Source organism: Caulobacter sp. GW821-FHT11E11, assembly GCF_058808315.1.
In genome coordinates, this window is record NZ_JBXARO010000006.1 from 243,376 (window position 1) to 254,796 (window position 11,421).

Sequence of the window (11,421 nt, forward strand, 5' to 3'; positions counted from 1 at the left end):
GGAACACACGCAACCGTCACCGCGCGATCCAGCGCGCGCCATGCCAGCCCGCGAACGCCGCCAGGGCGGTCAGCGCCGTGCCCCAAGCGATGTCGGCCAAGGTCAGGCGCGTCGACCAGACCCGCAAGGTCGCCTGGTTGGTCAAGTCGTAGGTGGCGTAGGCGACAAGCCCGAGGACGGCGCCGTTCATGGCCGCGCGTCCGCTTGAACCCTCCTTCAGCCCCGGGCCGATCGCCAGGATCGTCAGGCCCAGGCCGTAGATGAGATAGAAGGCGATCGCGGCGAGCGCATTGGGCTTGGCCGCCAGCAGATCACCCAGCACCGGCCGATAGAGCCGATTGCCCATTACCGTCAGCCAGACGGCGTCCAGGCCCACGAAGACAAGCATCCCGCTTATATAGGCGGCGACATAGGACATCGTTTTCTCCTCAGACCGGCGCGAGACGGTAGTGGCTGACGCCCCATTCAGCGCCGCCGCGATCGCCGAACAAGCCGGCGGTGGCCAGGAAGAAGCGCCGCCAGCGGCGGGCCCACAGACGGGCGTCCGCCCCGTAGACCTCGCGCATCAGCCCCATGATCTCGTCCTCGTGGCGGTCGAAATTGGCCAACCAGTCATTGGCGGTGCGCGCGTAGTGCTCGCCGCTCCACCGCCAGTCGACCTCGACTTCGAACAGGTCGGGATACTGCCGCATCAGGCCGTGACTGGGCATCAACCCGCCGGTGAAGAAGTGCTGGGCGATGAAGTCCGAGCGGTCCTCGACCTCGAACCGGTACGGCGCGCTGCGGTGCGAGAAGACGTGGATGAACGCCCGCCCCTCGGACGTCAGCCAGCCGCGCATCCGCGTCAGCAGGGCCCGCCAGTTGGCCATGTGCTCGAACATCTCGACCGAGACGATGCGATCGAAGGACGCGCTGGTCTGGAAGTCGTTCATGTCGGCGGTGACGACCGTCAGGTTGCTCAGGCCCATCGCCCGCGCCTCCCGATCGATGAAGGCCTTCTGGCCGCGCGAGTTTGACACCGCCGTGATCCGCGAACTGGGATAGGCGCAAGCCATCCAGAGCGACAGCGAGCCCCAGCCGCAGCCCAGCTCCAATATCGATTGCCCGTCGGCCAGGTCGGCATGCTGGCAGGTGCGCAGCAGCGCGGCGTCCTCGGCGGCCGCCAGCGTCGTGTCGGGGGTCTCGTAATAGGCGCTGGAATATTTCAGGCGCGGGCCCAGCACGAGTTCGAAGAAACGCGGCGGCAACTCGTAGTGCTGGGTGTTGGCGGCCTCGACGTGCTCGGCCAAGGGGCGCGCGGCCATGTGGGCCGCGAAACGGGCCTCCGCGTCGGCGGGCGTATCCGCCAGCTGGCGGCGGGCATTGGCGACCAGGGCGGCGATCGCCGGTCGGGCGACGAAATCCGGAAACGGCGCATCCTGCAGCCGGTTGATCGAGGCGGCCAGAAGGCTCATGCGCGGCGTCCTTGCTCGAGTGTAGGCGAAAAGAGCTACGGCGACGCGCCGACGACGGATGCGGCGCGCATCCGAAAATCGGTCGCGCTCGTAGCTGCCCTGGACGGCGCGGTGCTGCGCGCCTTGAAAAGCCGGAGCCCGCGCGATGCCGCACAGCGTCTCGACCGCCACCTCACCCGCGCCACGCTCCCGCATCGCGGTGATCGGCGCGGGGATCTCGGGCCTCTCCTGCGCCTGGCTGCTGAGCGCCCGGCATGATGTGACTCTGTACGAGGCCGAGGGCCGCCTGGGCGGTCACGCCAACACGGTCGAGGCGGCCGGCGTCGCCGTAGACACCGGCTTCATCGTCTATAACGAGGTCAACTATCCCAACCTGACGGCGCTGTTTTCGCACCTCGACGTGCCGACCAAGCCGGCCGACATGTCGCTGGCCGTCTCCCTGGACGACGGCGAGCTGGAGTATGGCAGCAAGAGCCTGGCCTCGCTGTTCGCCCAGCCGGGCGTGGTGCTTCGCCCCCGCTTCTGGTCGATGCTGCGCGATCTCAACCGCTTCTACCGCACCGCGCCGGGACATCTGGCGACGCTGGATCCGGTGGTGTCGCTCAGCCAGTACCTGCGCGACCACGGCTATGGCGCGGCCCTCAGCCAGGACCACCTCATGCCGATGGCGGCGGCCATCTGGTCGGCCAGCATCGAAGGCGTCGGCGACCATCCGGCGGCGGCCTTCATCCGCTTCTTCGACAACCACGATCTGCTGCGCTTCATCGGTCGGCGCGGCTGGCGCACGGTGGACGGCGGCAGCCGGGTCTATGTCGAGGCCCTGACCAAGGCGTTCGCCGGCCGCGTCCGTCAGAACGCGCCCGTTGCCCGCGTGCGACGCCTGCCGGACCATGTCGTGGTCGAGGACACCGCCGGCGGATGCGAGACCTTCGATCAGGTGGTGATCGCCGCCCACGCCCCTCGCGCCCTGGCCATGCTGGACGAAGCCTCAGGGGACGAGCAGGTCCTGCTGGGCGCCTTCCGCTACACGCCCAACACCGCGGTGTTGCATAGCGATCCTAGGCTGATGCCCCGCCGTCGCCTGGCTTGGGCCAGCTGGAACCATCTGGGCCGGCGCGACGACCCGGCCGGCGGCTGCGTGACCTACTGGATGAACCACCTGCAGGGCCTGGCCCGAACGCCGCCGCTGTTCGTCACCCTGAACCCGCACATCGAACCCGATCCCGCCCTCACCTATCGTGTCCAGGCCTACGACCACCCCCACTTCGACGCCGCCGCCCTGACGGCCCAGAAGTCCCTGTGGTCACTGCAGGGCGCGCGCCGCACCTGGTTCTGCGGCGCCTATTTCGGCGCGGGCTTCCACGAGGATGGCCTGCAGTCGGGTCTGGCCGTGGCCGAGCAGCTGGGCGGCGTGCGACGTCCCTGGACGGTCGCCAACGAGAGCGGCCGCATCGTCCTCGACGTCGAGACCGCGGCGCGGGCGGCGTGATGACCGGGTCGGCCATCTATTCGGGGCCTGTCTTCCACAAGCGTTCGCGCCCTCGCCAGCACGCCCTGCGCTACCGGATCTTCATGCTGCTGCTAGACCTGGACGCGTTGCCGGACCTGCTGGGCCGCTCGCGGATCCTGCGCGCCGGTCGCCGGGGACTGATCTCGTTCGACGCCGCCGACCATGGCGACCGCCGAGGCGGCGACCTGCGCGCCTACGTCGCCGAACGCCTGGCCGAAGCGGGGATCGCAGGCGGCGGGCCAGTGCAACTGCTCTGCATGCCGCGCATCCTGGGCTACGGCTTCAATCCGCTCAGCCTCTATTTCTGCCATGACCGCGACGGCGGGCTGAGCGCGATCCTGTATGAGGTGCGCAACACCTTCGGCCAGCGCCATGGCTACCTGATCGCCACGCCCGAAGACGATGGCGGTGTCGTGCGCCAGACCGCGCCCAAGCGCTTCTACGTCTCGCCGTTCATGGACATGGACCTGACCTACCGCTTCACCGTCGCCCCGCCCGGCGACGAGGTTCGTGTGCTGATCGACGTCCACGACGCGGAGGGCCTGCTGCTCAGCGCGGGTTTCGCCGGTCGCCGGTCGCCGCTCACCGACGCGGGCCTGCTGTCGGCCTGGCTGCGCCATCCCCTTCTCAGCTTCGGCGTGATGGCCGCGATCCACTGGGAAGCCCTGAAGATCTTCGCCAAGGGGGTGGGCTTTCGCCCGCGCCCTCCCGCCCCCGACCGCCCGATCACATCCGGCGCGGCCATCGTGCGAGGCCAATGACCATGCGCCAACGTGTTCCGGTTCTCGTCCTGGCCCTTTCCGCCATGATCGCCTCGGCGACGCCCGTCCGCGCCGAGACCGCGCCCGAACCCCGGCGGTCCGTCGACATCGACCGCTTCATGGGCCGCTGGTACGAGATCCTCCGCACCCCCAACAACCGACAGAAGAACTGCCACGCCGCTCATCAGGTCTGGAGCCGCAAGGCCAATGGAGCCTTCGACATCGACCAGGTCTGCCACCTCGGCGATCGGGACGGCCCCGCCCGCCATGTCGACACCGCCGCCCGGATCGTCGATCCGGCCACCAACGCCAAGTTCGAGGCCAGCTTCTTCGGCGGGTTGATCCGCCGCCAGTACTGGGTGATCGACCACGGCGACGACTACGGCTGGATGATCGCCAGCACCTCAGACGGCAAGTTCGTCGCCCTGCTGGCGCGGACACCCGGCCTGGCGCCCCCACGCCTATCGTCGCTCAGAGCCCGCATGCGCGCCTTGGGTTTCGCCAACACCCTCGAAGAAGTTGGCGCGAAAGGCTTCTAGCAGCGCCCGTGCGCCAGAAGAAACTGTCGGTCGGGATAAGGCCTGCGCCGGGCTCCACGAATGCGCTCAGGCGCCTCAGCAGATGGAACTCGTAGTTCAGGCGATAGGCGCGAGTCTTGGGGGCGACCGTCACCAGCGAGTTCTGCGGCCCGCCCCAGCCGCTCATGCCGCCGGTCGGCATGACCATGTTCCAGTAGGTCCAGGCGCTGGCGCCGTAGAGGAAATAGAGCTTCATCAGGCTCCAGGCGTAGCGGGCGTAACGCCAGTCGTTCGCACCCAGACCACACTCCTGTTCGGAGCCAGATCCGCAAGGTCGGGTGGTCGCGGCGCCCTTGGCCGAGCCCGGCGTGGTCGCCGCCGCCATGCTCGTCCCGGCCAGGGCCAGCACCTGGCGACGCGTCGCGCCAGGTGCGCGGGTTCGGGAGGAGCGTTCGTTCATGTCGGAGCCTCTTTGACGGGCGCCTAACGGTCGACCGCGCGTGAACCTGTTCGTCACGGCGCTGGCCGGTCTCAGTCCCGGCCTTGGCGGGGGCGCTCGGCATAGACTTCGAACAGGCGACGCAGCAGGGTCACCGACTTCTCGATGCCTTCGGGATCGGGGACCAGGACCTTGGCGATCGACAGACCTCGCGCGGCCCAGACGACCAGGCGCATGGCGGCCTTAGCGCTGGCCCCGGTGTCGCCGAACCAGTGGCGGAGCGACACGAGCGCGCTTTCCTCGATCTGGGCCTGGAGGGGCGCCAGGCGCGCGGCTAGGTCCGGGTCGCTGCGCGAGCCCTGCAGGACCTCCAGCACCGCCACGCCCGACGGACGGCTCAGCACCTCCCAGACGATCTCCGGGAAGGCATAGAGGCGCTCCTTTGGGTCCTGGATCGCCGACAGCCGCTCGTCATAGATGGCCACCTCGTCCTCGAACACCGACTGGACGACGAACATCATCAAATCCACGCGGGTCGGGAACTGGTGCAGCATCGCGCCCCGGCTCAGGCCCGCCTCCTCGGCCACCAGCAGGGTCGTGGTCGCCGCATAGCCACGCTGATGCAGGCAGCCGATCGTCGTCTCCAGCAGGATCCGCCGGGTCTCGGCGCTGCGCTCGGCCTGGGTGCGGCGCTTGGGACGGGTCTGCAAACCTTGAGTCATGCCGCGAAGATCAGCGGAACCGCCGCCTGGGTCCAGCCTCTTCATCGCCCGGCTCAGCGCACCCGCTCCGCCAGGGGCCGCAGGGCGACATAGGCGTCGCGATTGGGGTGGACACCGTCCAGCGACCAGCCCTTGCGCATCGCCCCGTCGGGATCGGCCAGGACGGCGTGATAGTCGAGATAGGTCAGCCCTTCGCGGCGGGCGTAGTCGGCCAGCCAGGCGTTCAGCCGCACGATCCGGGGTCCCGGCGCCACCTCGGGCCGCCAGAAGAAGGCGGCGGCCGGCGGGATGCTGGCCAGCACCACGCGGATGCGGTGGGCCTTGGCCAGCTCGACCATGGACATGATGCTGCTCTGGTAGTCGCGTTCGCTCGTCGGCCCGCGATTGCCGGCGATGTCGTTGGTCCCGGCCAGGATCTGGACGACGCGCGGCTTCAGGTCGATCACGTCCTGGCGGAAGCGGACCAGCATCTGGGCCGAGGTCTGGCCGCCGATCCCGCGCCCGACCACCGCGTCGCCAAACAGCGCCGGATCGCCCAGGACCCAGTTCTCGGTGATGGAGTCGCCGAAGAACACCGCCCTGGGCCGGCGGCCGGACGCGACCAGCGCGTCGTTGTCGCGGCGATAGCGGCAAAGCCCCGCCCAGTCGGACGCCTCACGGGCGGTCTTCTCGGCGCTGTAGGCGACGAAAGCCGGGTCATTGGTCAGGGCCAGCAGGCGCGGCATGTCGACCTTGCCCGGCGCCAGGAACATCGCGTTGAAGGCCCGCACCGGCTCGGGCGCCGCCAGGGGCGGCGGGCACGGCTCGTCGACCATGCCGACAGGTGTCGCGGCCGCCAGGGCCAGTATCATCGCGATGACCATGGTTCGCCGCCGTCTTGGACGTTGGGGCGGACGGGCGAGGCTGGGAAGACTGCCCCGCCCGTCCTGACAGAGCCTTAGAAACTCAGGCTCAGCTTGGCGCCGACCGTGCGAAACGCATCGGGGCTGACGACCTTCTCGTAGCCGCCGGCGTTGATCAGGTTCAGCGAGGGGTAAGGCGCGTAGAAGCGCTTATCCAGCAGGTTGCGGGCGTAGAGCCCCAGCCGCCAGGCGCCGTTGTCGCGGCCGACGCCGATATTGGCGTTGAGCATGCCGTACGCCTTCACCATCGACTTGGGATCGGCGGTGATCGCGTAGCTGTCGTCGCGCCACGACCAGTTGACGCTGGCGTCCAGCTTGAGCTCCGCGCTCAGCGACCGCTCGTAGGCGGCGTTGAGGTTGTAGCTCCACTTGGGCGAGTTGGTCAGGCTGGCGCCGGCGTAGTTGGCGACGAACGTGCCCGGCGAGCCCGGCAGGGCGTAGCAGCCCTTCCCCACGGTCGTGGAGGTCGGCTGGCCCGTGTAGCAGGCGCCGATGTAGTCCTTGAACTGGGCGTCGTTGTAGCTGACGCTGCCGCCGACGGTCAGGCCTTCGGCCAGCTTGATCGTGGTCTCGACCTCGATCCCCTGCGCCCGCATCAGGCCGGCGTTGGTGAGGCCCAGACGCGGCGTCGCCGAGGTCAGGTCCAGGGCCTGGGCCTGGAAGTCGGTGAAGTCCGAGCGATAGATCGAGGCGTTCAGGATCATCCGCCCTTCCCACAGGGTCGACTTCACGCCGGCCTCGTAGCTCTGGACGGTCTCGGGCTTCACGCGCTTGATCTGGCCGTTCAGGCTGTCGATCGCCGGGCCTTTGTAGCCGGTGGCGTAGGTGGCGTAGACCATCAGGTCGCGGCTGGGCTGGAACTGCGCGCCCACCCGGCCCGAGACGTCGTCGGCCGACACCTGGCCCGAATAGGGCAGCAGCGTGCCGTAGGTGAAGTAGCCGGGCACCGGCTTGACGACCAGCGAGCCCGACACCTCGTCATTGGTGTAGCGCAGGCCGCCGATCAGCTTGAACACGTCGGTGATGGCGTAGGTCGCCTGGCCGTAGGCGGCGTAGCTCTTGGTGTGGTTGCTCTGGACGCGCTCGCCGTACAGCACCGCCGGCGGATATAGGGCGCTGCCGGTCGAGAACTTCAGAAAGTCGCCCTTCTGGGTCGTCCAGCCGTCGACATGGGTGTCGAGGTAGTAGAGCCCGGCGACATATTCCAGCTTCTGGCCCGAGGGCGAGGTGACGCGCAGTTCCTGGGTGAACTGGTCGCTGTCCAGGCCGCCGTCGCTGAAGTTGAAGATGTCGATCGGCGCGTGGTCGATGTCCGACAGCTGCGTCATCTGCGATTTGCGGAAGGCGGTGATCGAGGTCAGCGTGAACTCGCCGAGCTTGTAGTCGACCTGGCCCGAGACGCCGCGCACCTTGGTGTCGGCGCGCCAGTCACCGTCCTGGTAGCTGACATAGGTATTGGGACCGGGCTTCTGCGCATAGGCCGCGAACAGGTTATTGTAGCGCGGATTGATGCCCAGCGTGTGGATGATCGGCGCGTCGCGGGCGAAGCCCTTCTGGTAGTCGGCCGCCACGGTCACCGACAGGTTGTCCGACGGCTTCCAAAGCAGCTTGCCGCGCACGCCCGAGTTCTCGCGGTCGCCGACATGGCCGCCCTTGCGCACCGCATAGGGGATCGCGCCGTCCTGGCTGTTGTAGAAGCCCGACAGGCGCACGGCGGCGGTCGTCCCCAGCGGCAGGTTGACGACGCCGCGAGCGATCTGCTCGTTGCGCTCGCCATAGGACAGGTTCACTTCGCCTGAGGTCTGCTCCAGGCGCGGGGCCTTGGTGACGATCTGGATGACGCCGGCCGAGGCGTTCTTGCCAAACAGCGTGCCTTGCGGGCCGCGCAGCACTTCCACCCGCTCGACATCGGCGAAGCCGGTCGCGCCCGGATCACGCGGCAGGCCGATGATCACGCCGTCGACGACGAGGCCGACGGTCTGCTCGACGCCGCTGTCATAGGTCTGGGTGCCGACGCCGCGGATCTGGTAGCCGCCGCCGTTGGCGACCGGATTGGTCGACGAAAAGGTGACGTTCGGCGCCAGGTACTGGATGTCCGAGGCCTCGCGGAAGTTCGACTTCTCCAGCGTCTCGCCCGACACGGCGGTGACGGCCACGGGCACGTCCTGCAGGCGCTGGGCCCGCTTGGTCGCCGTCACGATGATCTCGCTGAGGCTGGTCACCGCTGGCGCGGCGCTCTCCTGAGCGTGCACGCTCGTGGCGCAGAGCAGGCCGACGACGGCCGATCCCATCAGGGCGGCGCGGTAAGCGCCAACAGTCAGTCTCATGTCCCTAGTCCCCTCGTTGGTTTCCCCGGGCGCTCATTGTGCTTCGCGACGCCCACTTACAGTCAATTATGATTGTTTATGACTTGCAAGAAGATTCCAGCAGGACTGACTGTTTATAAATTCCTGTGTCTTTTTCGTCGCTTGGAGAGGATTCCAGACATGCGAACGCACGCCATCGGCGGCGCCCCGCTCGGGGACGTCGCTGATGACGCGCGATCATTCAGACGTCGGTTGGGAGGCTTACTTCGCCGGCAGGGCCTTCAGGTCGGCGTCGACCTTGGCGATGGCCTCGTCGGTGATCTTGCCTTCGGCATAGGGCTGCAGCTGGCGCAGGCTCATCGCCTTGAACTGGTCGAAGGCCGGGTGCTTGGAGATGTTGGGCAGGTCCTTGTCCAGCACCGCCTTGGCGGCGGGATTGGCCACCACCGTCTCCAGCGGCGTGTCCGCCGAGAAGGCCGGCGCGGCGGCGGCGGCGGGCGCGGGCGCCGCCGCCGTCTGGGCCAGGACCGGCGTGGCCATCATCAGGGTCAGGGCCAAGGCCGTCACGATACGCATTCAATTCTCCCCGTTCTCAGGTCGCTTGGACCTTTTGGTTGCCGAAACGATAGGGCGATGACTAACATGCAGTCAAGATCGCTTGTAAGTTTGCAGGAGCCCCCATGCGCCCTCTCGCCCCCCTTGGCGCTTCGCTGACGCTACTGGCTCTCGCCGCGCTTCCGGCCACCGCGCAGCCGTCCCTGACGCCGCAACCCAAGTCGGCGGTGTGGTCGGACGGCGCATTGAAGCTGGAGGGCGCATTCCGGGTAAACTGGCGTGATTGCCATGACGCCCGTATGACGCTGGCGCTCGTTCGCTTCCAGCGTGACGCGACGGCATTGACCGGCATGGATCTCTCGCGCTCGGCCGGGCCGGCGCTGACCATCGCCTGCCGCGCCGATCCGGCCGCCGAGGGTTACCGCCTGGCCATCGCCGCCGAGGGCGTGACGCTGGACGCCGACGGCCCGCTAGGCGTGCTGCGCGGCCTGGCCACCCTGCGCCAGTTGATCGAGACCAACCCGCCCGGCGCCGCCCTGCCCTACGCGGCGATCGACGACGCCCCGCGCTTCGTCTGGCGCGGGGTGATGATCGACACGGTCCGCCACTTCATGAGCCTGGACACCGTCAAGCGCCAGATCGACGCCATGGAGCGGGTCAAGCTCAACGTCCTGCATCTGCACCTCTCCGACGACCAGGGCTTCCGGGTCGAGAGCAAGCGTTATCCCAAGCTGCAGGCCACCGGCGACGGGCAGTTCTACACCCAGGCCCAGGTGCGCGAGCTCGTGACCTACGCCGCCGAACGCGGCGTGCGGATCGTGCCGGAGTTCGACGTGCCAGGGCACACCCGCGCGGTCGCCCAGGCCTATCCGCAGTTCGCCCTGGCCCCGGCCAAGCCCGCCAATCCGCTGGCGGCGATGGACCGAGCGCTGGACCCGACCAAGACCGAGACCTATCGCTTCCTCGACGCCTTGTTCGGCGAGATGGCCGGCCTGTTCCCCGACGCCTATTTCCACGCCGGCGGCGACGAGGTCAGCGATGCGGTCTGGCTGGACCATCCGCACGTCCAGGCCTTCATGAAGGCCCAGGGCCTCGCCTCGAAACAGGCGCTGGAGAGCCACTTCCATCGCAAGGTCGCCGCGATCCTCAAGAAGCACGGCAAGACCATGATCGGCTGGGAAGAGGTCGCCGCCGACGGGACCGCGCCCAAGGGCGTGGTGATCCAGGCCTGGCAGACCTCGAACGCCACCGCCGACGCGGTCGCCAAGGGTCACCGCACGATCGTCTCGGCCGGCTACTACCTGGACCTCCTGGAACCAGCCTCGTTCCACTACCAGTACGATCCGTTGGATACGTCGACGGCCGGCCTCACCCCGGCCGAGGTCGAGAAGGGCCGCAAGCTCAGCCCGCTGATGGCGGCGGTGATGAAGGACGCCCTGGTCGCCAAGCCGCTGCCGCCCCTGACAGCGGAGCAGGAAAAGCTGGTGCTGGGCGGCGAGGCGCCGATGTGGGCCGAGATCGCCACCGACGAGGTGCTGGACGCCCGCCTCTGGCCCCGCGCCGCCGCCCTGGCCGAGCGTTTCTGGTCGCCGCGCGCAGTGAGGGATGTCGATGACATCTATCGCCGCCTGCCGGTGCTCCAGGACCAGCTGCGCCTCCAGGGCCTGCAGGACGAGACCAGCCGCGTGCGCATGGCCGCCCGCCTGGCGCCTGGCGCGTCCGAGCCGGTGCTGACCTTGCTCGACCTGGTCGGTCCGACCCGCAACATGGCCCACGACCAGCGGATCCTGGCGATGCTGCGCGGCCAGAAGATCGTCCAGGACCTGAACGGCCTGGCCGACGCCGCCCCGGTCGACAGCCTGGTCGCCCACCGCTTCGAAGCCCGCGCCAAGGCCTATGTCGGCGGCGCCCGCGACGAGGCCGCCGCCCTGCGCGCCGACCTGACGGTCTGGCAGGCCAACGACGCCCGCTTCCAGGCCATCGCCAAGGGCCGTCCAGCGCTGGAGGCCGCTCTGCCGATCTCGGCCGACATCGCCGAGATGGCGCGCGCCGGTCTCGCGGCGCTAGATGCGATAGAGGCCGGCAAGCCGCTCGCCGATCGCGCCAGGATCGAGGCCCTGCTGGCCCGCGCCGAGACCTTCGACGCCGCCTCTGCCCGGCCGATCTTCAGCTTCCTGGGCAAGCAGCCGCCCGCCGACCTGATCATCAAGATCACGCCGGGCGTCCGCGCCCTCGTGACGGCGGCGCGCTAGGC

The 11,421-nt window shown here is 68.6% G+C and carries 11 protein-coding genes; 4 read left to right on the forward strand and 7 right to left on the reverse strand.

Annotated elements, in window-relative coordinates; genetic code table 11:
• Positions 1–16 precede the first annotated feature (16 nt).
• Positions 17–418: a DUF2177 family protein gene (locus AC1RR5_RS16620; RefSeq protein ID WP_492923052.1), complete on the reverse strand. Its 402-nt coding sequence runs from the start codon at positions 416–418 to the stop codon at positions 17–19.
• Between the two features lie 10 nt (positions 419–428).
• Positions 429–1,454, reverse strand: a complete 1,026-nt coding sequence (locus AC1RR5_RS16625; protein WP_492923054.1) for an SAM-dependent methyltransferase — start codon at positions 1,452–1,454, stop codon at positions 429–431.
• A 145-nt stretch (positions 1,455–1,599) separates the two neighbouring features.
• Between AC1RR5_RS16625 and AC1RR5_RS16630 the strand changes: the two genes are divergently transcribed.
• From AC1RR5_RS16630 to AC1RR5_RS16640, 3 genes are read left to right on the forward strand one after another with little or no spacing between them, the layout of a single operon-like run.
• Complete coding sequence (locus tag AC1RR5_RS16630; RefSeq protein WP_492923056.1) at positions 1,600–2,943, forward strand: NAD(P)/FAD-dependent oxidoreductase; 1,344 nt, start codon at positions 1,600–1,602, stop codon at positions 2,941–2,943.
• Complete coding sequence (locus AC1RR5_RS16635; protein WP_492923058.1) at positions 2,943–3,725, forward strand: DUF1365 domain-containing protein; 783 nt, start codon at positions 2,943–2,945, stop codon at positions 3,723–3,725. The genes AC1RR5_RS16630 and AC1RR5_RS16635 overlap by 1 nt, the downstream gene beginning before the upstream one ends.
• Before the next feature lie 2 nt (positions 3,726–3,727).
• The gene (locus AC1RR5_RS16640) at positions 3,728–4,264 is read left to right on the forward strand and encodes a lipocalin family protein (RefSeq protein ID WP_492923060.1); all 537 of its coding nucleotides are present in this window, start codon (positions 3,728–3,730) and stop codon (positions 4,262–4,264) included.
• On the opposite strand, the gene AC1RR5_RS16645 is transcribed toward AC1RR5_RS16640, so the two are convergent.
• The 5 genes from AC1RR5_RS16645 to AC1RR5_RS16665 all read right to left on the reverse strand — a co-directional run bounded on the left by AC1RR5_RS16645 (position 4,197) and on the right by AC1RR5_RS16665 (position 9,188).
• A complete protein-coding gene (locus AC1RR5_RS16645) occupies positions 4,197–4,703 on the reverse strand; it encodes a hypothetical protein (RefSeq protein WP_492923062.1) in 507 nt (168 codons plus the stop codon). The genes AC1RR5_RS16640 and AC1RR5_RS16645 overlap by 68 nt on opposite strands.
• 71 nt (positions 4,704–4,774) lie before the next feature.
• Positions 4,775–5,404, reverse strand: a complete 630-nt coding sequence (locus tag AC1RR5_RS16650; RefSeq protein WP_492923064.1) for a TetR/AcrR family transcriptional regulator — start codon at positions 5,402–5,404, stop codon at positions 4,775–4,777.
• A gap of 53 nt (positions 5,405–5,457) precedes the next feature.
• A complete protein-coding gene (locus AC1RR5_RS16655) occupies positions 5,458–6,267 on the reverse strand; it encodes a GDSL-type esterase/lipase family protein (protein ID WP_492923066.1) in 810 nt (269 codons plus the stop codon).
• Between the two features lie 74 nt (positions 6,268–6,341).
• On the reverse strand, positions 6,342–8,633 hold the full coding sequence (locus tag AC1RR5_RS16660) for a TonB-dependent receptor (RefSeq protein WP_492923068.1): 2,292 nt from the start codon (positions 8,631–8,633) through the stop codon (positions 6,342–6,344).
• Positions 8,634–8,873: 240 nt separating this feature from the next.
• On the reverse strand, positions 8,874–9,188 hold the full coding sequence (locus AC1RR5_RS16665; RefSeq protein ID WP_492923070.1) for a hypothetical protein: 315 nt from the start codon (positions 9,186–9,188) through the stop codon (positions 8,874–8,876).
• Positions 9,189–9,292: 104 nt separating this feature from the next.
• On the opposite strand from AC1RR5_RS16665, the gene AC1RR5_RS16670 reads away from it, so the two are divergent.
• Positions 9,293–11,419 (forward strand): beta-N-acetylhexosaminidase, encoded by a 2,127-nt coding sequence (locus AC1RR5_RS16670; RefSeq protein ID WP_492923072.1) that lies wholly within the window; start codon positions 9,293–9,295, stop codon positions 11,417–11,419.
• Positions 11,420–11,421 lie beyond the last annotated feature (2 nt).

Excerpts from the sequence above, each read along its gene's own strand:
- AC1RR5_RS16620 (WP_492923052.1), bottom strand. The coding sequence starts at position 418 with ATGTCCTATGTCGCCGCCTATATAAGCGGGATGCTTGTCTTCGTGGGC.
- AC1RR5_RS16625 (WP_492923054.1), bottom strand. The coding sequence starts at position 1,454 with ATGAGCCTTCTGGCCGCCTCGATCAACCGGCTGCAGGATGCGCCGTTT.
- AC1RR5_RS16630 (WP_492923056.1), top strand. The coding sequence starts at position 1,600 with ATGCCGCACAGCGTCTCGACCGCCACCTCACCCGCGCCACGCTCCCGC.
- AC1RR5_RS16635 (WP_492923058.1), top strand. The coding sequence starts at position 2,943 with ATGACCGGGTCGGCCATCTATTCGGGGCCTGTCTTCCACAAGCGTTCG.
- AC1RR5_RS16640 (WP_492923060.1), top strand. The coding sequence starts at position 3,728 with ATGCGCCAACGTGTTCCGGTTCTCGTCCTGGCCCTTTCCGCCATGATC.
- AC1RR5_RS16645 (WP_492923062.1), bottom strand. The coding sequence starts at position 4,703 with ATGAACGAACGCTCCTCCCGAACCCGCGCACCTGGCGCGACGCGTCGC.
- AC1RR5_RS16650 (WP_492923064.1), bottom strand. The coding sequence starts at position 5,404 with ATGACTCAAGGTTTGCAGACCCGTCCCAAGCGCCGCACCCAGGCCGAG.
- AC1RR5_RS16655 (WP_492923066.1), bottom strand. The coding sequence starts at position 6,267 with ATGGTCATCGCGATGATACTGGCCCTGGCGGCCGCGACACCTGTCGGC.
- AC1RR5_RS16660 (WP_492923068.1), bottom strand. The coding sequence starts at position 8,633 with ATGAGACTGACTGTTGGCGCTTACCGCGCCGCCCTGATGGGATCGGCC.
- AC1RR5_RS16665 (WP_492923070.1), bottom strand. The coding sequence starts at position 9,188 with ATGCGTATCGTGACGGCCTTGGCCCTGACCCTGATGATGGCCACGCCG.
- AC1RR5_RS16670 (WP_492923072.1), top strand. The coding sequence starts at position 9,293 with ATGCGCCCTCTCGCCCCCCTTGGCGCTTCGCTGACGCTACTGGCTCTC.